This window comes from Hyphomicrobium sp. MC1 (assembly GCF_000253295.1).
Taxonomy (GTDB): Bacteria; Pseudomonadota; Alphaproteobacteria; order Rhizobiales; family Hyphomicrobiaceae; genus Hyphomicrobium_B.
On sequence record NC_015717.1, the window covers coordinates 1,436,274 to 1,454,996 of the forward strand.

An 18,723-nucleotide genomic window follows, 5' to 3' on the forward strand; every position below is an offset into this window, starting at 1 on the left:
GACCGGCTACACATTTGTGTTGTCGGTCTCGGGTTCCTTCATTGGTGCATGGATGAGCCGTTACCCCGCCCGGATCAGCCTCGGCGAGAGGATGCGCAGGAGATGGTTTCCAAGTTTTAAACCTAAGGAAGATTTACGAACACTCGCGCAATTGCTCCGACTGTAGAAAACATAAATGCCGGAGTTGCTGTCGTGCGCCGAGCCAAAGCTGACTCGGCAAAACAAAACGGCACAGGCTCGCTTGTGCCTGCGCCGTTCGCGGGAGGAGAGAGGAAGAGGCGATCAGATGCGAAGCGGCGAAGTTTTGCCGCCTCAGTGCACCGCCGCGATCGCGATTTCCGTGAAGAGAAGCGAAAACAGCAACACGCCAGCAAACATGCCGAAAAAGCTTTGTCCGGTCGGTTTCATTGTTATTCTCCCATTCGGGCATCGTGGCTAATGGAAGTCGTACGCGTCGCTTAGCCACCTTGTTACGAGATGGGGGCTTTCAGTTGGCGAGCAACAGCGTCCTCACGCACTTGTGCGCGTTTTGCCCTTACGGATTGGACAGCTTTCGGATAGGGCCGCCGGGTTTAGAGATTGCGGCTCGGCGATGGGGTTACTCTGCGGCGGCAGCGCTCTTTGGCGGTACCGCTAGCGCCTGCTCTTCATCGCTCGCGCTTGCGGAGACGTGAACGACGCGGTCGTGAAGCTGCAGCAGCGACGAGCGATGGCCGATGGAAACAATGGCCGTATCGGGCAGCTTGTTTCGTATCGCGGTCAGGACGCGCGCCTCGGCGGCCTCGTCGAGCGCAGACGTTGCCTCATCGAGGAAAAGGATATCCGGACGGAGCAGAATGGCGCGTGCAAGCGCGATGCGCTGCTGCTCGCCGACTGAGAGGATATTGTTCCAGCGATCGACGACGTTAAGAGATGGCTCCAGGTGTTCGAGGCCCGTAAGTTTTAGGATGTCGGAGATTTCTTCGTCCGACGGTTGGGCTTCCGTCGCTGGGTAGGTGAGCACGCTATGGAGGGAGCCCAGCGGGAAATAGGGCTTTTGCGGCAGCGCGAGGAGGCGGGCGCCGGATCTGGTGAGGATCTCGCCCGTCGCGTGGGGCCAGTAGCCAAGAATGGTGCGCAGCAACGTTGTCTTGCCGGCGCCTGATGGAGCCATCAGGAGCACCGACTCGCCCGGTTCGATATTGAGATTCACCGAGTTCAACAGCTTCTTGCCGCCGGGCGTCGCAAGCGAAATGCCGGCAAGGCTCAGCACCCCGTTGGCATTCGTCGTGCCCATCGAGACAGCGGATGTCTCGCTCGCGGTCGAGGCGAGCTGCATCTGATCGGAGAAGCCGGAAAGCCGGTCGACGACGGCGATCCATTCCGCCAAGTCGGTATAGGAATTGACGAAGAACGACATCGACGATTGCACCTGGCCGAACGCGCCCGCCGTTTGAGTCATGACGCCGAGCATGATTGCGCCTGCGAAGTAATGCGGGGCCATGATGAGAAACGGCAGCACGACAGCGATCTGATTGTATCCAGTCGTGAAGAACGTCAGAAATTTCTGGCGCCGCATGATGTCGTGCCAGTTGGTGACGATATCGGAGAAACGATCGCGCAGGATATTACGCTCTGCGTTCTCGCCGCGCAGCAATGCGATCTGTTCGGAGTTCTCGCGAAGGTGCACCAAGCCGAAGCGAAAATCGGCTTCGCGCCGCTGGCGACTAAAGTTGAGGCTCGCCAATGTGCGGCCGATGAGATGCGCACCGACGCTGGCCACGAGCGCGAATATGGCTGCGAGCCAGACGAGATAACCATGGGCGCCGATGTGATATCCGGCGATCTGCAGCGGGACTTCGGCTGAAATTCCCCACAGGATGATGCTGAATGAAACGAGGCTCGTGATCGACGACAGGAAGCCGATGCCGAGGGAGAGTGTTCGTCCGATATAAAGCGCGATGTCCTCAGCGATACGCTGGTCGGGGTTGTCGGCTGTCTCGCCGTGAAGACGCATGCGGTAGTGGGTGCTGTTCTGGAGCCAGCGGTGAACATAGCGCTCCGTCATCCAGCGCCGCCACCGGATCTGCAGCCATTGATTGAGATAGAGCTGATAAACCGACGAGATGATGAAGGCCGCGGCGATCACCGAGAATATGGCGAGCTGGTGCCAGAAGGCGCCGACGTTTTTCGTCTGAAGCGCGTTGTAGAACTCGGCGTTCCAGCTGTTGAGCAGGACGGACAGCCCAACCTGGCCGAATTCGATGGCCAGGACGACTAAGAGAAGGCTGCCGCCGATCCAGCGTTCCGCAACGGTGAATTTCAGTCGGGAGCTAATGCGAACGACACCCGGATCTTTCGAGAAGAAGTAGGGCGTCGTCAGTTGCCAAACCGCGCTCAGGCGCGAGCGCGTATCATTTCCCATCACAATTCCACATCACGGTTGCCTTGCATCCTCAGCTGGCCAGCTGCGGTTTTGAACCATCCGCAAGGCCGTGTGGCTCCTCATTTCGTCGAGGGTGGCGCGAGGCACATTTCCGGAGGGTGGCCAGAACCTTAATTATTTGCAAGCGTTGGCGGGATGCCGCGCGACTTGGCTGGGCCGTCAAACGCCGATGCACTCGTGACGCACACAAGCTAGTTTGGGCCGTCCCGAAAATCGTGTACTTGAGTAAGCGATGGGGATGGGGTTCCCCCGATAACCGCCATTGTGGCTGATGACTCCTACGATAGCCGTTTCCGACGGGAGACGGCCGTTGGCTGAAATGCTGAAGAGGAGCCTCATATGAATTTCACGACATGTCTTGTCGTTATGTTCGGCGGAGCTATCGGGACTTTGTGTCGGTATGCCGGGTCATATCTTGCCCTTCCGATCAGCGGCACGCTGCCGTGGGGCACGATCCTTATCAATATCGCCGGGTCATTTATCATAGGCTTTTTCGGCACGCTGACCCTGGCGCATGGGCGTTATCCGGTCAGCGAAGAATTCCGCCTGTTCGTGATGGTGGGGATTTGCGGGGGCTTTACAACTTTTTCGTCATTCAGTCTGCAGACGCTCGATCTCCTCCGCTCGGGCGCTATCGGGCGCGCCGCGATCAACATTGGGTTGTCCGTCGTGCTTTGCATCCTGGCCGTGGCGGCAGGACACTTCGTCGCCGCCTACTTCAACGGCGGCGCAACGGAAATTGCACAGACGACATTGGAAGAAGACGCCTAGGGCGTCTCCTTTCCTTCGGCGCAGTGTGTCAGGTCGCGATCTGGGACTTCGCCAGCGTGACGTTGATGCTGTGCACTGCGCAGCTTTGAGCGAGGTCGGCTTTTTCTCCGGGGTTGAGGACGTTGATATTGGCTCCGGAGGCTGATGCCTTCGGCCATTGGCCTTTGGGTGCCAGCAGCACGCCCGCTGGAACCGCCGATGAAATGCCAACACTCAACTCGATGGAGCCGGTCTTGCTGCTCACCTGCAACCGGTTCCCGGATTCGACGCCGATCGTTTCGGCGTCGGAGGGATTGAGCCAAGCTTCGCACATTTGCAGACGGCGGGCGATCTTGCCGTCATTGGCGTAGCTGCTGTTCATAAGCCATTCGGAGGCAGGCGACAGCATGCGGTATTCGCCCAGAGCCGGACGGCGCTCCGATAGTGGGGCAGGGGCTGACGGCAATCCGGCCTCGACAAATTGCGCGCCGGTCATTTCGATCTTTCCTGACGGCGTGCGATAGTCGTGGGATGCAAACTGAACATTCGGGTCTTCGGGCACGTACATCGTGCCTGCGGCTGCGAGTGTTTTGAAATCGAGTCCTGGGCGCGCTTGGCTCAGAATCGTTTCGATGATGACGCCGTCGGTCTCACGCAGCTCAGGATCGGTGAGACCCATTGCAGCCGCAAGGCGCCGGAAGATCTCCTGATTGGGGAGCGCGTCTCCTAGCGGCGGAAGGGCTGCAACCTGTGCCGAGACGGAATGAGTAAAATACGACATGACGACGTCGTCGAACTCCAGAAAGCTTGCCGCGGGCAGAACGAAATCCGCGTAGTCGGCCGTATCAGTCTGGAATAGATCGACCGTGACTTGGAGAAGATCCTCGCGCCTCAGCGCCTGACGCAATCGCGCCTGCTCCGGGCTCGAGGCTGCGATGTTGTTATTCCAGGTGAAGAGCGCTTTCGTCTCGCCGCTTTCGAGCCGCGCCGCGAGATCCATATGGCTGACGGATTGGGGATCGGCGTTGAGATGCGAAGCGGAAAGATAACCGCCGTCGACGCCTCGGGCGTCCCAGCCGTTGAGATAGAGGAAACCGGCGCCGAGCTTTCCGATGTTGCCTGTCGCTGGTGGCAGCAGGCCCACCGAACGCATGGCGTTGCCGCCGAATGTCTGGCGCTGGAAGCCTTGTCCCATCCATAGCAGCGATGGGCCGTCCGCATAGAGCAGCGCCGCTTTTTCGATGAGGGACGCAGGAACGCCGGTCGTTGCCTCCGCCCAACTCAACGTGCAAGCGTCGAGCTGCGGTTCGATGTCGTCCCAGCCGATACAATGGCGTGCAAGAAAATCGCGGTCGAGCTTTCCGGCCGATTTGATGACGGCGAGCATTGCGAAGGCAAGCGCCGCGTCGGTGCCGGGAAAGAGCTGCAGATGAATGTCGGCCGCTTCAGCCGTCGCGTGGCGGATCGGATCGACGACGATCGTTGGGACGCCGCTGCGCGCTACCCAATGCTCATGGACGTGAGGCGCTGAGGCTGACGGGTTCGCCCCCCAGATCAAGACGCACTTGCTGGAACTGACCGTGCGTGGGTCGAACCCGCGGGTCGATTCCCCGAATGCGAGTTGAAGCGCGACGTGGCCCGCCTTGTTGCAGACCGTGTCAGGGTCGACTTCAGTCGCTCCGATGCGATTGAAGAAACGCAGCGGAAACAGCCCGGCGATCAGCGAGCACGTTCCAGTGTAATGGGTCTGCAGGATGGCTTGGCCGCCGTCGGTCGCGATAATGCTCTGCAGCCGTTGCGCGATCTCCGATATGGCATCATCCCAGGAGACCTCGGCAAACTGTCCCGATCCTTTCGGGCCGACACGCTTCAACGGAGTCGTAAGCCGATCCGTCTTGCTGCGCCACACGCCGTTGTAGGCAATCGAGCACTTGCCGCAAAGCTTGCCGCGACTCATGTCGTGATCGGGATCGCCGACAACCGAGACCGCGCCGTCGCTCGCCATTTTTACGATCATGCCGCACGCGTCGTAACAGTCCCGGGGACACGTTGTCTTGACGATTGCCTGCGTTGCCATTGCGCCGAACCTTCCTGGAAGCGTAGAGCCGCTTTAAATCTAGTCCGGAATTTCAGCGCCGGTAAAGGCTTTCGCGTCGGGCGCACGTTCGGGATTGGCGAGGGGTGATCGGAGCTTAGGTTATGCATGAATGCACCGCACGATGGCGTTTTATCCGGCAGTAGAGGCATCCACGAGCAGGCAGGCTTGCATCGTGTTCTGTGTCACCCGTGAGCCCCAGATGGAGACTGACGGTATGACCCGCGTCGCTCGCAAACGACGACGCGATGATCTCAGGCCTTCGGGACGATTGCTGTGTCCGAGGCGAGCTTCGATGCTTTGCATCTTGGTCGCCTCTGCTCTGCACGAGGTTTTCTGGTGCGGCTTGTCGCAACCGCGCCATGCCATGTGCTGCTATTCTTAGCGGGTTGAGCCGATTCTTTTTTGCCGGGAGCCGTGATGCGGGGACGCTTGGTTTTTCCCGCAGCTTGTCTTGCGTTCTGTCAGCTGCTGTGGGGATGCGCGATCGAAAACGCCGACATCGCCTTGCGTGGGAAGTCGGAACTGGTCGGACTTCGTGAGCGGGACGTTCTGATGTGCGCCGGGCATCCGACGAGCGAGGATAGCATACCCGGCGGCAAGATCTGGATGTACGAACACGGACAGGCGACCGGCGGCTTCACGGTTCAGCCGGTCATTCCGTTGGCAGGAGCGCAACTCTCGGACCCCAACAGCGGCTATTGCCGCGTCCAGTTCCGCTTCTCAGGCGGCAAGGTCGCCGAGGTCTCCTATGCGGGTGCGACGAGTTCCTGGGGCCGCAAAGACGCCGTTTGCGCGCCGATTATCCGCAACTGTCTCGATTATCGGGGACGGTAGGTAGTGCCGTTTCAAGACCAGACCGCTACCTGAACACGCGCGCGGCGAGCGCCTTGGCGACGAGGTGCGGCTTGATTTGGGTAACGGCCGTCGACGCTTTGCCTGAAAAGATGAGCTGAAGGACCTGAGCTTTGGTTTGCTCCGTCAGCTCGAATTCCAGTCCGAAGCCGTTTGCCGTCGATCGGCGGATGTGGGCGTCGACGTCGATGCCGGCGAAGTGGGCGTTGACGGTACTACCGATCGGAAGCGGCGCATTGCCGAGAAGATGCATTCCGCTCACAGATATATCGGATGCGCGATAGACGGCGCTCGAAGTTTTCGCCGACAACCTGACAGGAAGGTCCATTTCGAAGCGCTGACCAGTGCGCCGCTGTTGCTGCTCGCTACAGACGTAGCAGCAGAGCGTGAGCACGACGATGTTATACCAGCTCCAGAAAAGAGCGATGGCGCTCGACTCTGCAAGCGGGCGTGATTGATCCATAAGAAACGCGTGGGCAATGCCGAGCATCGTAACGACGAGGAGCGTGCCGAAGATGCGCAGCAGCGGCCACTGGACGAAATGCCGGCTGCGATCGCCGCCCTTTGCCGTGACTTTGAATTTCTGGCCTTTCGGCTTGACGAGGCCGGAGACGACAGCTTTCAAGACGTCCATGGAACAGAGCATCTGATAGAGGTCCGTCATCAGCGGCAGCACGCGGCCTTCCGTCAACCACGTGAAGATCGCCCACTGCGCGACGAGGAACGGCGCCAGATACCAGATCGCATCAATGACGTTTGCGTGGACGGCCTCTATCCCAAACAGCAGATAGAGAGCCGGCACAATCACACCGAGAAGTCGAAAAAGGTGGGTCGCCGACCAATGTAGGAACGTCTCGCAGAGCATGATGCGATCGACGATCGGCAATTTGTTCCCGAGGCGTAGCGGTCCGCTCGGGCCGCGGCAGATTTGAACGAAACCCAAGGCCCAGCGGCTGCGCTGGCCGCTATATTCGGCGAGGCCCTCGGGTGCTAAGCCCAGTGACAGGGCTTCGTTCAAGTAGACGGTCCGGAAGCCCTTTTCGCGCAAGCGGAGAGAGAGGAGATAATCCTCGGTGACGGAATCGGTCGGAAAGCCACCAATGCGTTGCAGTGCGTCGAAGCGAATGACTGAGGACGTGCCGCAGCAGAAGGCGGCGTTCCAGGCGTCCTTCGAGGCCATGACGATATCGAAGAAAAAGCGCTGCTCATCCGGCCAGACGCGCGTTAGCGCGAGATTGCTTTGCACCGGGTCGGGATTGAAGAAATGCTGGGGCGTCTGGACGACGCCGACGTCGGCATCGAGCGCCAGCGATACAGCGCGTGTCAGAAATGAGGGCAGTGGTACGAAATCCGCATCCAGGATCGATACGAAGTCGGGCTTTTCATCGAGCTTGGCGAGCTTTTTCAGCGCGGCGTTGATGTTGCCGGCTTTGGCGTGGGAATTTTCTTCGCGGGTGATGTAGCCGACGCCATGATGCTCGCAGAGCGCTTTCAGCCAGGCCCGGCGTCCGTCGTCGCAAACCCAGACGCGGAAATTCGGATACGTCAACGCGAGCGTGCCGATGATGGTGCGCTCGAGAATGCTTTCGTCTTCGTTATAGGTGCAGATCAGGACGTCGACTTTAGGCGGCTCGTGCAGGGCTAGCAGGCGCGGGACGTTGCGATCGGCGTCGCCAGAGCGGTTGCGGGTGCGCGTCAGGAACAATTGCGAGATGGTCGCGCCGATCATTGTCAACGCTTCGACGGCTGTGAAAATCACGCCGGTGGTGAAATTGACGGGATTGTCTGCTGAGGGAAGGGTATCGAAAATGCGCCATGACATATATCGCCAGCCAAGTGCGATGCCGAAGAGAATGGCGCAGGTGCGAATGATCGTGTTGTTGCGATTGACCCACGGCAGGATGGCTGTCGCCAGTAGGGCAACAATCAGCGCCGGCAACAGCGCGTCGGCATATCCCATTCCTGCGGCAGCGCTCATTGTGCGGTCCGTCAGTAGAGGCTGCCAGCGAAGACGCTGCCGCCGTCGGCGAACTTGACGAGGCCAGATCGGCCAACCCTGCAATCGAAGCTCTTCGACAGTTCTGGAAACTTGAGGCTGACGTGATAGGGCTCGCGCGAGAGGGCGCTCTGCTGGATTGCAGTATTGGACTCGACTGCAGCGAGACCATTCAAGCCGACCACGATGCCATGCAACTCAGGGCCGCCATCGCGGGGCGTAAACGTCGCCGGTTGGCCGATCGAGAGGCGCTCGTAGGCCGTCTCGCTGACGCTGGCAGTGACGATGGCGCTTCCGCAATCGAGGAGCTTCATCAAATCCTGTCCGGCATTGACGTGCTCGCCCGGGGCGGTGAGCATTTCCCAGACCCGTCCATTGACGCTGGCGTGAATATCGGCTTTCGCCAATTCCGCCTGACGGGCTTGTTCGGCGGCAATCGAAGCGTCTATAGCGGCGAACTGAATTTGACTGCCATCGAGGCGAGCCTGAACGTCGGAAAGTTCAAGGGAAACTTCCATTTTACGCTGCGCCGATTGCGGTGTGTCGTTATAGCTGTCGCCGACGTAGGTTCCATTTTTTGCGGCATTAAGTTCGACGAGAATGCCCTTCTTGTGCTCGATTTGCGCCTGGATGGCTTGCTCAGTTACATGAGCTTCGCCCTGGGCCTTATCGAGGAACGCTTGGCTGGCGGCGTCGGTCTTTCGCAATGCAGCTGCTCGTTTCAGCGCTTCGGAAGCAACCGCGTATTGGGCCTGTGCCGAAGCGATATTGGCATCTGCTTCCCGTACGCGCTGCTCTAGCTGAGCGATGCGCCCGAGGCGAAATCGCTCTTGCTGGGCATTGAGTTCTTCCAGGCTGCTGCGAAGCAGATTTTTCTTAGCTTCGAGCGCGCCAATGTTCGTGCGCAGTTGGTCTCGATCCCGCTGCAGGTTCGTCAGATGTACTGAATCGGCGCGGGTGTTGCGGATCGTCAGGATATTCTGATCGGCGCGAAAAGGACTGCCTATATCCGTGCCGTTTTGCGCCATCGTTACTTCACCTTCGATCGGCGCCCTTATCGTGATGATGCGGGCGTTCACGACGGCTTCGGCGCTGGTCGTGGCAAGAAGGCGCTGAACAGGGAACCATCCGAGCGCGATCGCGACTGCGACGGCAACGAGAGATTTCAGTAGAGTCATCGACCTGACGGCGGGGCGCGACGACAGCTTCGGAGGCGTGTCAGCGGGTGGCTCAGCATCTGCTGCAGGAGGCGGCGCGGCGTTTGGCGCTTGCCATTCGTTTACGACTGACTCGAGATACGCGAGTTGAGCGGTTGCCGTAAATTTATCGTCGGCCAGGGTCTCGGCGTCTGTTTGCTCAGCGCTCGGAAGCTCCGGCGGCGGCGGCTGTACGGCGCGGATCTTCGCGCCGCGGGCAAATGCGGTTCGGCGTTCGACGGGTTGGGAGGACATTGGTACCCACGCAAGCAAAATTGTCTGCGTGGAATGTTACATTCGATATATAAATTAATAATCGCATATTTTCTAAATTAGATATTAAACCGGCAGTAAAAATGATCCGAATAGAGACGATTTTCTGACCGTATATATGCTTATTTAAGCATGTCTGTCTTTTGGTCCTGAGAGGATTGACGTATTTGAATCCGGCCTGAAACGACCGGTGAGGCGACTTTTGGGGACGAGTGCATGCTAACGACGCGATACGCGAAAATTATGATGTGTTTCGTGCTGGGCCTGTTTTGCCTGCTGGTCGCATTCAACAACATCACGGACTACGGAACGAATTATGTGTTTGTGCAGCACGTTCTAAGCATGGACACGACACCGACTGCCAGCGCTCTCAAGTATCGGGCGATAGCAGAACCGCTGCTTTGGCAGATCGCGTATGCCGCCATCATCACGGCCGAGGCGTTGACCGGTATTTTGTTCGTTGCGGGGGCGACGGCGTTGTGGCGTGCGCGTCGCGCCTCTGCCGAAACATTCAATGACGCGAAACGCTATGCTGTTGCTGCGTCCACGCTAGCGTTTCTGATCTGGTTCTTCGGCTTCATGGTGGTGGGCGGCGAGTGGTTTGCGATGTGGGAGTCGCCGGCTTGGAACGGTCAGCAGGCGGCTTTTCGGTTTTATGTCTCCGTGCTCGCCGTCTTGATCTTCGTGAATCAATCCGATCGCGATCTTCCCTGAAACGTTGCCGCGACCGAGGCGGCGTGGCGTCGGTCGCGACTTGAACTCAGAGCAAGTGTTCGGCGACCCGCGTGAGAAGTTCCTTCTTGCCATGCTTTGCTTTTCGTTCAGCGAGCAGCCCCAGATAGTGCTGCAGGACGGCTGCGCCTGCGATCGACGTGACGTCGGCGTGGTCGTAGGCTGGGGCAACCTCTACGACATCCGCGCCGACGATGTCGAGATCGCCTAAGCCGCGTAGGATCATCAGCGCTTCGCGCGATGACAATCCACCGGCGACCGGCGTGCCCGTGCCCGGTGCATACGCCGGGTCGAGGGAGTCGATGTCGAACGTCACATAGGTCTTGGCGTCGCCGACGCGCGCCGCGATGTGCTTCAGGACGCCGGAGACGCCGAGGTTGGCGACGTCATGCGCGTAAAGGATCTCGATGCCGCAATCCTCTGGCGCGTGCGTTCTGATGCCGACCTGGATCGAGCGTTCCGGCATGATGATGCCGGCGTGGACTGCGCGCGCTACAAACGAGCCATGGTCGATGCGTTCCTCCTCGTCGAACCAAGTATCCTGGTGAGCGTCAAATTGCACCAGCGCCATAGGTCCATGCTTTTCGGCGTGTGCTTTCAGCAGTGGCCAGGTGACGTAATGATCGCCGCCGATCGACAGGAGCGTCGCACCAGCTTGAACGATCTCTCGCGCCTGGCCTTCGATCTGCGCGGGTACGTCGAAATGCCGGCCGTAATCGAGCGAGCAGTCGCCGTAATCGACGACGGCCAGCGTTTCGAACGGGTCGGCGTGGAAGGGGTACTGCGGGTCTCCTTCCAGGATCGCCGAGGCGCGGCGCACGCCTTGCGGTCCGAAGCGTGCGCCGGGCCGGTTCGAGACAGCGGCGTCGAAGGGGATGCCCCAAACGGCGACGTCGACATTGCGCAAATCGCGGGACAGCTTGCGGCGCATGAATGACAGCACGCCGCCGTACATCGGTTCGTGCGAGCCGCCCATGATGTTTGGAGCGAAGACGGCCGAGTCGGTTTCCCTCGGGCGGAGCGGAGCGTGGGACGTTTTCGACATTGTTTCTCTCCTGTCTTGATATGCAGGGTATTGAATACTGGGGCGCTGCTGTCGGCGTTATTCGCCGGTCATGAAGCGCGTCCAGATGCGATTGATGTCGCGGAGCGATTTCGGATCGCGGGGGCGGGCGGCAAAGAGCTTGGCCATCATGTCCTTGGGCGGATAGATGTTCGGATCCGACTTGATGTCCGCGGTGACGAACTCCGTCGCGGCGGTGTTCGCGTTCGGATACCAATAGTTGTTAGTGAATGTCGCGATGTTCTTCGACGCCAGAAGAAAATTGATGAACGCATAAGCGTTCTCGGGATGCGGCGCGTCGGCGGGAAGCGTGATCATGTCAGCGAAGATTTCGGTGCCTTCTTTCGGGATCGAATAGCGCACCTCGACGCCTTTCTTGGCGTCGGCGGCGCGGCCTGCAGCGATATAAGCGTCGCCACTCCAGCCGAGCGCCAGGCAGACGTCGCCCTGGGCGAGGTCGTTGATGATTGCGCCGGTTTTGAAGTGACGGATATAGGGGCGAATGGAGTCGAGCAACTTGCTCGCCTTTTCGAGTTCGGCTTTGTCGGTCGTAAACGGATCGAAGCCGAGATAGTTGAGCGTAATCGACATGACGCCTTCAGGCGAGTCGATCATGGCGATGCCGCAGTCTTGAAATTTCGCTGCAAGCTCGGGCTTGAAGATAATGTCCAGGCTGTTGACCGGCGCGTTCTTCATGCGCTTCTCGATCAATGCCGGATTATACATGATGCCGGTGGTTCCATAAGCGTAGGGCACACCGTATTGATTGCCGGGATCTTCAGTCGCGACGAACTTCATGATGTCGGGATTAAAGTCTTTCAGTACGGCGAGCTTGCTCTTGTCGAGCTTCTGGAGCGCGCCTGCCTGGATGAGCCGGCCGATTGACGAGGCGGTCGGCAGGACGATGTCGTAACCGGTTTTTCCGGTCAGGACCTTTGTCGTCATCATTTCCGTCGACTCGAACGTGTCGTAAACGACCTTGTCGTCGGTTTGCTTCTCGAAGTCCTTGATCACGTCCGGCGAGACGTAGTCGTACCAGAAGTAAATGTTGACGTTCTTGTCTTCGGTCGAAATGGCATTTGCCGCAGGCGAAGCTGCGACCAGAGAAAGTGCAATTGCACAAGATGCGAGCAGGCCGAGCCGACGCATGACGTCACCCTCCAGAAAAGGTTGAAGACCGGAATTGCGAATGAATGAAGCAAACGATGCGGCTTGCACGTTGCGGCGACAAACGGTATTTCCTGAGGAATGAGTTGAGTAAAACTCATCTGAAGGCCCGTCTTGCATGCCATTGCCTTCTCTCAACGCGATCCGCGCATTCGAAGCCTCGGCCCGGCTGCTGAGCTTCAAGGATGCGGCGGAGGAATTGAAGCTCAGCCCATCGGCTGTGAGCCGCCACATCCGTACGCTGGAAGATGCGCTGGGCGTTCCTCTCTTCGAGCGCGGGTTCCGTCAGGTGCAATTGACGGAAAAGGCCGTGCATTACGCGCGCCGTCTCGGCGAGGCGTTCAAGATCATTCAGGATTCAACAGAAGAAGTGAGCGCTTACGGTCCGGCGCGGCGGCGCAAGCGCCAGCGGGTGACGCTGTCGATCAATGCGACGTTCATGAACCTATGGCTTGCGGATCGGCTGCCGCAGTTCCGGGCGCTGCATCCGGAGTGCGAGCTTGAGGTTTCGACACATGACGACGCCGGCAAGGGTGGCAATGCGCGGGCCGATCTGCGCGTGCTTTTTACGAGCGACGAGATTGACGATCCGGCGCTGACGCCTCTGCTCAAGCTGATCATCATTCCGGTTTGTGCGCCGTCGCTGACGACCGGCAGAAAGGCGCTCCGAAACCCGCGCGACCTGGCGAAACATCGTCTGCTTCACGAAAACACGACGGCGTGGTGGGAGGAGTGGATCGTCGGAGAGGGTGCCAAGGGTGTTGATCCCAATACGGGGGCGATTTTTCACGATCCGTCGCTCGCCATTCGAGAGGCCGTCAATGGCGGTGGCGTTGCGCTTGCCGATAATATCATGGCTGAAGATCTGTTGGCCCGCGGGCTGCTGGTCGAGCCATTTCGCATTCGGCGGCGCATTCCCAATTGCTACAGTCTTGCCCAGCGATCGGGGGCGTCTTCACATGCCGGGGTCCGTGATTTCCGCGCGTGGCTGATCGCTGAGATCGCCCGGCATAAGGCCGTCATGGGGCTCAATTAGGAGCTGTGATTTGATTCCTGGTGGTGGCCGGAGATTTGTGTGCTCGCTGCACAGCACCAGTGAGACGCACATCTGGACTTAAGTGCACAAGACAAATGCCGGCGCCGAGGTTCTTAGATTCGTAGCGAGCAATACCCGCAGCTTTTGGGGCTGTCGCAAAACCACCACGGCGTGCTCGGTTTTACTGGATCGGGTATTTTGTCGAGCAGAAAATGAGTGCCCGGACTTTCATCGCGTTTGATGTGTATTCTTCATGTGCAATGTTAGCTTTTTCATTCAAGCACCTGATGTGAATAAATTTTTCTTCCGTTTTTTCTAGAGTGCCCGGCGTGCCCAAAAAGCACGCATCCGCTGATCCAATTTCGAGCACGCAAGCTATTGGATTCGTTTCGGAATTTCCGGAAGCGTGACTAGAGTCTTGGAGCTGCAGATTTTCACGGTGCCGAGTTTGGCACTGCCGTCTGCTTCGAATTTCACGCTTTTGGCTCTCGTCGAATTCCGGGGGGAATTTTCTGATGACACGATCTAGGTGGGGATTGGCTGCGGCCGTCTGCACGTTGGTTCTCGCAAGCGGTTCGGCCGCTTCTGCAGGAGAGAAATTTCAGCTTTGGGACGATGACTCTTGGATCAGCTTCGGCGCTGGCATTCGAGGGCAGTACATCTACAACCCGGATGCCAAAAACACCGATGACTTTTCATTGAACAGCGCTCGCATCTACGCCAACGGGCAGTTCACCAAAATCATTGGCTTTACCTACAACACGGAAATTGATCACGCGCCGGACGACACGTCGGACATTTCTCGCATAAGGACGCTCGACGCGATTTTGCGCCTCGAGTTTACCCCGTCGTTCAACATCTGGGCAGGCCGCATGCTGGCGCCGAGCGATCGCGCCAACCTTGACGGTCCGTACTATTTGGGAACCTGGGAATATCCGTTTGTCAGCGCCTACCCCGCGATCTTCGCCGGTCGCGACAACGGCGGCTCCGTTTGGGGCGACATCGGCAAGTTCAAATATGAGCTTGGCGGATTTCAAGGCTGCACGGCCGGAGACAACAGCTGCAGTACGCCAACTGCGAGTGGGCCGTTGTTCGCGGGCCGTTTGCAGTATGACTTCTGGGACAAGGAGTCTGGCTACTACACGTCGAGCGACTACTACGGCGAGAAAGAAATTCTCTCAGTCGCGGTGGTTGGGCAGTATCAAAGCGGCGCGGCAAGCGACGGAACGCACTCCGGCGACTTTGGTGGCTTTAACATTGACGCCTTGATGCAGAAGAAAGTTTGGGGCGGTGACGTCTTCACGCTCGAAGGTGCCTATTACGTCTATGATACGAGCGGCATCGATACATCGCTCCCGACGGGCAATGGCTTGGCGGATGGCACGAGCTACATGCTGCTCACGAGCTATCTCATCAATCAGAAGGTCGGGCCGGGTAAATTCCAGCCGGTGTTCCGCTACCAAGAGTTCGACCAGGATCACGGTCCGGACATCAGCGAATATTCGGTGGGTACCAACTACATCATCAAAGGCCACGATGCGCGCCTGTCCGCTCTCTATTCCCGGCAGAACGTCGACAACGCAGGAGACAGAGATATCGACCGGTTCATAGGCGGTCTGCAGCTTCAGTTCTAAGAAAACACTTCTGCCACTTAGGAGACATGCGCCTTCATCCCTTCTCCCGGGAGGTTCGCATGTCTCCTTTTATTTTTCTGATGATTTAACGAGAAAGACCCTTCATTCATTCTCTGTAAGCCAATCGCGGGACGACCGCCGCCGGTGATTTCTTGTTTGCGAAGCAGGAGGGAAACCGCCATCATCGCCGTCCGCAGGACTTCGAATTTGCGCAAGAGTTGAGTGACGGCTTTGTTGCAGTCATCTCTTGCAGTCGTGGAGCGAGGCTTTATCGTGTTATCCGGTGGCCAAGCAGAGTTGCAATCGCCCGATGTTCGCCAACGCGTTTCAGTCTAGCCTTCCGGCCATCCCCTTTTATGTGCGTGCGAGCGCCGAGGTACGCGGCACGTTCGCGTGCGCCGGGCGCACGACCAAGCTGATCGATACGTTCGAAACCGGTGGCTTGCGCCTCAGAACTCCCAAGGCCGGAGAATGGTGCGAGGCTGTCGTGTTGAATACCGCTGGTGGGCTGGCTGGCGGCGATGAAGCGCGGATGAGCTTCGTTGCTGAGAGTAACGCCAACGTCTGTATCACCACACAATCGGCCGAGAAGATCTATCGCGCGGAGGACAAGCCCGTTGTACTGGCGGCGGACGTTCACGTCGGCGACGGCGCGAACCTCGTATGGATGCCGCAGGAGACGATCCTGTTCGATGGTAGCGGGCTCGAACGTTCGCTGATGATCGAGATGGCCGAGAATGCCTCCGTTCTTGCGGTTGAAAGCACAGTGTTCGGTCGCGTGGCGCGCGGCGAAAGATTGAGTTCGGGTGCATTTCGCGATCGCTGGCGTATTCGCCGCGGCGCTGGGCTGGTATTCGCCGAAGACGTCCGACTAGCCGGCGCGATTTCAGAAATTGCGGCTAAGGCAGCGGTCGGTAATGGCGCGTGTGCGATCGCTACTCTCGCGTTTCTATCGCCGGACGCCGAAGAGTGTTTGCCGATCGTACGATCCGTTGTCGAGACCGACAGTGTCGATGGCGGCGCCAGCGCCTGGAACGGCATGCTGATCGTCCGTCTCGCCGGTCGCGATCCGTTCGATGTCCGAGCCGTCGTCACGGCGGTTTTGCGGCGGTTGTCGCGAATTCCGTTGCCACGTGTCTGGTCGATTTAGCTTAAGAGGGCCGAATGCTTCTAACTCCGCGAGAGAAAGACAAGCTGCTGATCGCGATGGCTGCGGATGTGGCGCGGCGCAGGCTCGCGCGCGGCGTCAAGCTCAATTATCCGGAAGCGATCGCGCTGATCACCGATGCAGTGGTGGAGGGCGCACGCGACGGCCGGTCGGTTGCTGAGCTGATGCAACAAGGTGCGCGTGTACTGACGCGCGATCAGGTGATGGACGGCATAGCGGAGATGATCGAAGACGTGCAGGTCGAGGCGACGTTTCCGGATGGAACGAAGCTCGTCACCGTCCATCAACCGATCCGGGGCGGCAGCGATGCGACGACGATCATCGCGGGCGAATTCATTACACCCGATGGCGACATTGAACTCAACGTGGGCGCGTCTACGGTGACGCTGAAAGTTGCGAACACAGGTGACCGCCCGATTCAGGTTGGCAGCCATTATCATTTCTTCGAAACCAATCCGGCGCTCGAATTCGAACGCGAGAAGGCGCGCGGCATGCGCCTCGATATCGCTTCCGGTACGGCCGTGCGTTTCGAGCCGGGACAGACGCGGGAAGTAACGCTGGTTCCCTATTCGGGAGCCCGAACGGTTTATGGATTCCGCCAAGACGTGATGGGAAAACTCTGATGGCCGCCCGCATTTCTCGCGCCGCTTATGCCGACATGTTCGGCCCCACGACCGGCGACAAGGTTCGCTTGGCCGATACGTCGCTCTTCGTCGAGGTCGAGAAGGATTTCACAATCTACGGCGAAGAGGTGAAGTTCGGCGGCGGCAAGGTCATTCGCGACGGCATGGGGCAGTCGCAGGTGTCCCGCTCACAGGGCGCCGTCGATACGGTGATCACGAATGCGCTGATCATCGACCACTGGGGAATCGTCAAGGCCGATATCGGTCTGAAGGACGGATTGATTGCGGGCATCGGTAAGGCCGGTAATCCTGATGTTCAGCCGGGCGTCGACATCGTCATCGGGCCGGGTACGGAGGTGATTGCGGGCGAGGGCAAGATCGTTACCGCAGGCGCGTTCGATACGCATATCCATTTCATCTGTCCGCAGCAGATCGACGAAGCGCTGGCGGCTGGCATCACGTCGATGCTCGGTGGCGGCACGGGGCCCGCGACCGGAACCAATGCCACCACGTGCACGCCGGGCGCTTGGCATCTTCAGCGCATGATCGAAGCGGCCGACGCTTTTCCGATGAACCTCGGGTTTGCGGGTAAGGGCAATGCGTCGCTGCCGCAAGGATTGGTGGAGCAGGTCGAAGCCGGCGCGTGCGCGCTGAAGCTGCATGAAGATTGGGGGACGACGCCCGCAGCCATCGACTGCTGCTTGTCCGTCGCCGACGAGCACGACGTGCAGGTGATGATCCATTCGGATACGCTCAACGAAAGCGGCTTCGTGGAAGATACGATTGCCGCTTTCAAGGGGCGCACGATTCATGCGTTTCATACCGAAGGTGCGGGCGGCGGCCATGCACCGGATATCATGAAGGTTGCGGGATACGCGAACGTCTTGCCGTCGTCGACCAATCCGACGAAGCCGTTCACCGTCAATACGCTCGACGAGCATCTCGATATGCTGATGGTTTGCCATCATCTTCATGCGTCCATTCCCGAAGATCTGGCATTTGCGGAAAGCCGGATCAGGAAAGAGACGATTGCAGCGGAAGATATTCTGCATGATCTCGGCGCGCTCTCGATGATGTCGTCGGATAGCCAAGCCATGGGGCGTATCGGCGAGGTGATCATTCGCACGTGGCAAACCGCAGACAAGATGAAGAAGCAGCGTGGCGCGCTTCCCGGCGATGGCGAGAACGATAACCAACGGGCGAAGCGCTATATCGCCAAGTACACGATCAATCCGGCTATCGCTCACGGTGTATCGCAGCACATCGGCTCGGTCGAGGTCGGCAAGCTTGCCGACCTGGTGATCTGGTCGCCGGCGTTGTTCGGAGTAAAGCCCAATCTTGTCTTGAAGGCGGGTTCGATTGCCGTCGCGGCAATGGGCGATCCGAATGCTTCAATCCCGACGCCGCAGCCTGTCCACTACCGGCCGATGTTTGCATCCTTCGGCAAATCGCTGACGCGAAGCTCGCTAACGTTCGTTTCGAAAACGTCGCTCGACAAAGGCTTGGCGGATCGACTCAAGGTCGAAAAGAAGCTCGTTCCGGTTGAGAACGTGCGAGAGGGGATTTCGAAGAAGAGCATGGTTCACAATGGCGCTACTCCGCATATCGAGATCGACAGCGAAACTTATCGGGTGACGGCAGACGGCGAGCTTCTTGTTTGCGAACCGGCCAAGGAGCTACCGATGGCGCAACGCTATTTTCTGTTTTGAG

The 18,723-nt window shown here is 58.8% G+C and carries 14 protein-coding genes and 1 riboswitch; of the genes, 8 read left to right on the forward strand and 6 right to left on the reverse strand.

Annotation, left to right across the window (positions count from 1 at the left end):
* Positions 1 to 598 precede the first annotated feature (598 nt).
* A complete protein-coding gene (locus HYPMC_RS06995; RefSeq protein ID WP_013947163.1) occupies positions 599 to 2,404 on the reverse strand; it encodes an ABC transporter ATP-binding protein/permease in 1,806 nt (601 codons plus the stop codon).
* A gap of 246 nt (positions 2,405 to 2,650) precedes the next feature.
* A riboswitch (Fluoride riboswitch) is annotated at positions 2,651 to 2,713 on the forward strand.
* A 51-nt stretch (positions 2,714 to 2,764) separates the two neighbouring features.
* On the opposite strand from HYPMC_RS06995, the gene crcB reads away from it, so the two are divergent.
* Positions 2,765 to 3,196 (forward strand): fluoride efflux transporter CrcB, encoded by a 432-nt coding sequence (crcB, locus tag HYPMC_RS07000; protein WP_013947164.1) that lies wholly within the window; start codon positions 2,765 to 2,767, stop codon positions 3,194 to 3,196.
* Positions 3,197 to 3,224: 28 nt separating this feature from the next.
* Here the strand turns inward: crcB and HYPMC_RS07005 are convergent, their stop codons facing one another.
* Positions 3,225 to 5,252 carry a molybdopterin-dependent oxidoreductase gene (locus tag HYPMC_RS07005; protein ID WP_013947165.1) on the reverse strand — a complete coding sequence of 676 codons (2,028 nt, stop codon included), beginning with the start codon at positions 5,250 to 5,252 and terminating at the stop codon, positions 3,225 to 3,227.
* Between the two features lie 438 nt (positions 5,253 to 5,690).
* Between HYPMC_RS07005 and HYPMC_RS07010 the strand changes: the two genes are divergently transcribed.
* Positions 5,691 to 6,107 carry a hypothetical protein gene (locus HYPMC_RS07010; RefSeq protein ID WP_013947166.1) on the forward strand — a complete coding sequence of 139 codons (417 nt, stop codon included), beginning with the start codon at positions 5,691 to 5,693 and terminating at the stop codon, positions 6,105 to 6,107.
* A 25-nt stretch (positions 6,108 to 6,132) separates the two neighbouring features.
* On the opposite strand, the gene HYPMC_RS07015 is transcribed toward HYPMC_RS07010, so the two are convergent.
* Entirely contained in the window at positions 6,133 to 8,103 is a 1,971-nt protein-coding gene (locus HYPMC_RS07015) for a glycosyltransferase (RefSeq protein WP_013947167.1), read from the reverse strand.
* Positions 8,104 to 8,114: 11 nt separating this feature from the next.
* Entirely contained in the window at positions 8,115 to 9,572 is a 1,458-nt protein-coding gene (locus HYPMC_RS07020) for an HlyD family secretion protein (RefSeq protein WP_013947168.1), read from the reverse strand.
* Positions 9,573 to 9,806: 234 nt separating this feature from the next.
* Here HYPMC_RS07020 and HYPMC_RS07025 point away from each other — a divergent pair, with 234 nt between their 5' ends.
* The gene (locus HYPMC_RS07025; protein ID WP_013947169.1) at positions 9,807 to 10,304 is read left to right on the forward strand and encodes a DUF2165 family protein; all 498 of its coding nucleotides are present in this window, start codon (positions 9,807 to 9,809) and stop codon (positions 10,302 to 10,304) included.
* A 46-nt stretch (positions 10,305 to 10,350) separates the two neighbouring features.
* Here the strand turns inward: HYPMC_RS07025 and speB are convergent, their stop codons facing one another.
* Both speB and HYPMC_RS07035 read right to left on the reverse strand, forming a co-directional pair.
* Entirely contained in the window at positions 10,351 to 11,367 is a 1,017-nt protein-coding gene (gene speB, locus HYPMC_RS07030; RefSeq protein WP_013947170.1) for an agmatinase, read from the reverse strand.
* A 57-nt stretch (positions 11,368 to 11,424) separates the two neighbouring features.
* Positions 11,425 to 12,534: a polyamine ABC transporter substrate-binding protein gene (locus HYPMC_RS07035; protein WP_013947171.1), complete on the reverse strand. Its 1,110-nt coding sequence runs from the start codon at positions 12,532 to 12,534 to the stop codon at positions 11,425 to 11,427.
* Between the two features lie 136 nt (positions 12,535 to 12,670).
* On the opposite strand from HYPMC_RS07035, the gene HYPMC_RS07040 reads away from it, so the two are divergent.
* From HYPMC_RS07040 to ureC, 5 genes are all read left to right on the forward strand, one after another.
* On the forward strand, positions 12,671 to 13,588 hold the full coding sequence (locus HYPMC_RS07040; protein ID WP_013947172.1) for a LysR substrate-binding domain-containing protein: 918 nt from the start codon (positions 12,671 to 12,673) through the stop codon (positions 13,586 to 13,588).
* A 515-nt stretch (positions 13,589 to 14,103) separates the two neighbouring features.
* On the forward strand, positions 14,104 to 15,222 hold the full coding sequence (locus tag HYPMC_RS07050; protein ID WP_013947174.1) for a porin: 1,119 nt from the start codon (positions 14,104 to 14,106) through the stop codon (positions 15,220 to 15,222).
* 310 nt (positions 15,223 to 15,532) lie between these two features.
* The gene (locus HYPMC_RS07055; RefSeq protein WP_013947175.1) at positions 15,533 to 16,372 is read left to right on the forward strand and encodes an urease accessory protein UreD; all 840 of its coding nucleotides are present in this window, start codon (positions 15,533 to 15,535) and stop codon (positions 16,370 to 16,372) included.
* A gap of 14 nt (positions 16,373 to 16,386) precedes the next feature.
* Entirely contained in the window at positions 16,387 to 17,013 is a 627-nt protein-coding gene (locus tag HYPMC_RS07060; protein WP_013947176.1) for an urease subunit gamma, read from the forward strand.
* Positions 17,013 to 18,722: an urease subunit alpha gene (gene ureC / locus HYPMC_RS07065; RefSeq protein WP_013947177.1), complete on the forward strand. Its 1,710-nt coding sequence runs from the start codon at positions 17,013 to 17,015 to the stop codon at positions 18,720 to 18,722. The genes HYPMC_RS07060 and ureC overlap by 1 nt, the downstream gene beginning before the upstream one ends.
* Position 18,723 lies beyond the last annotated feature (1 nt).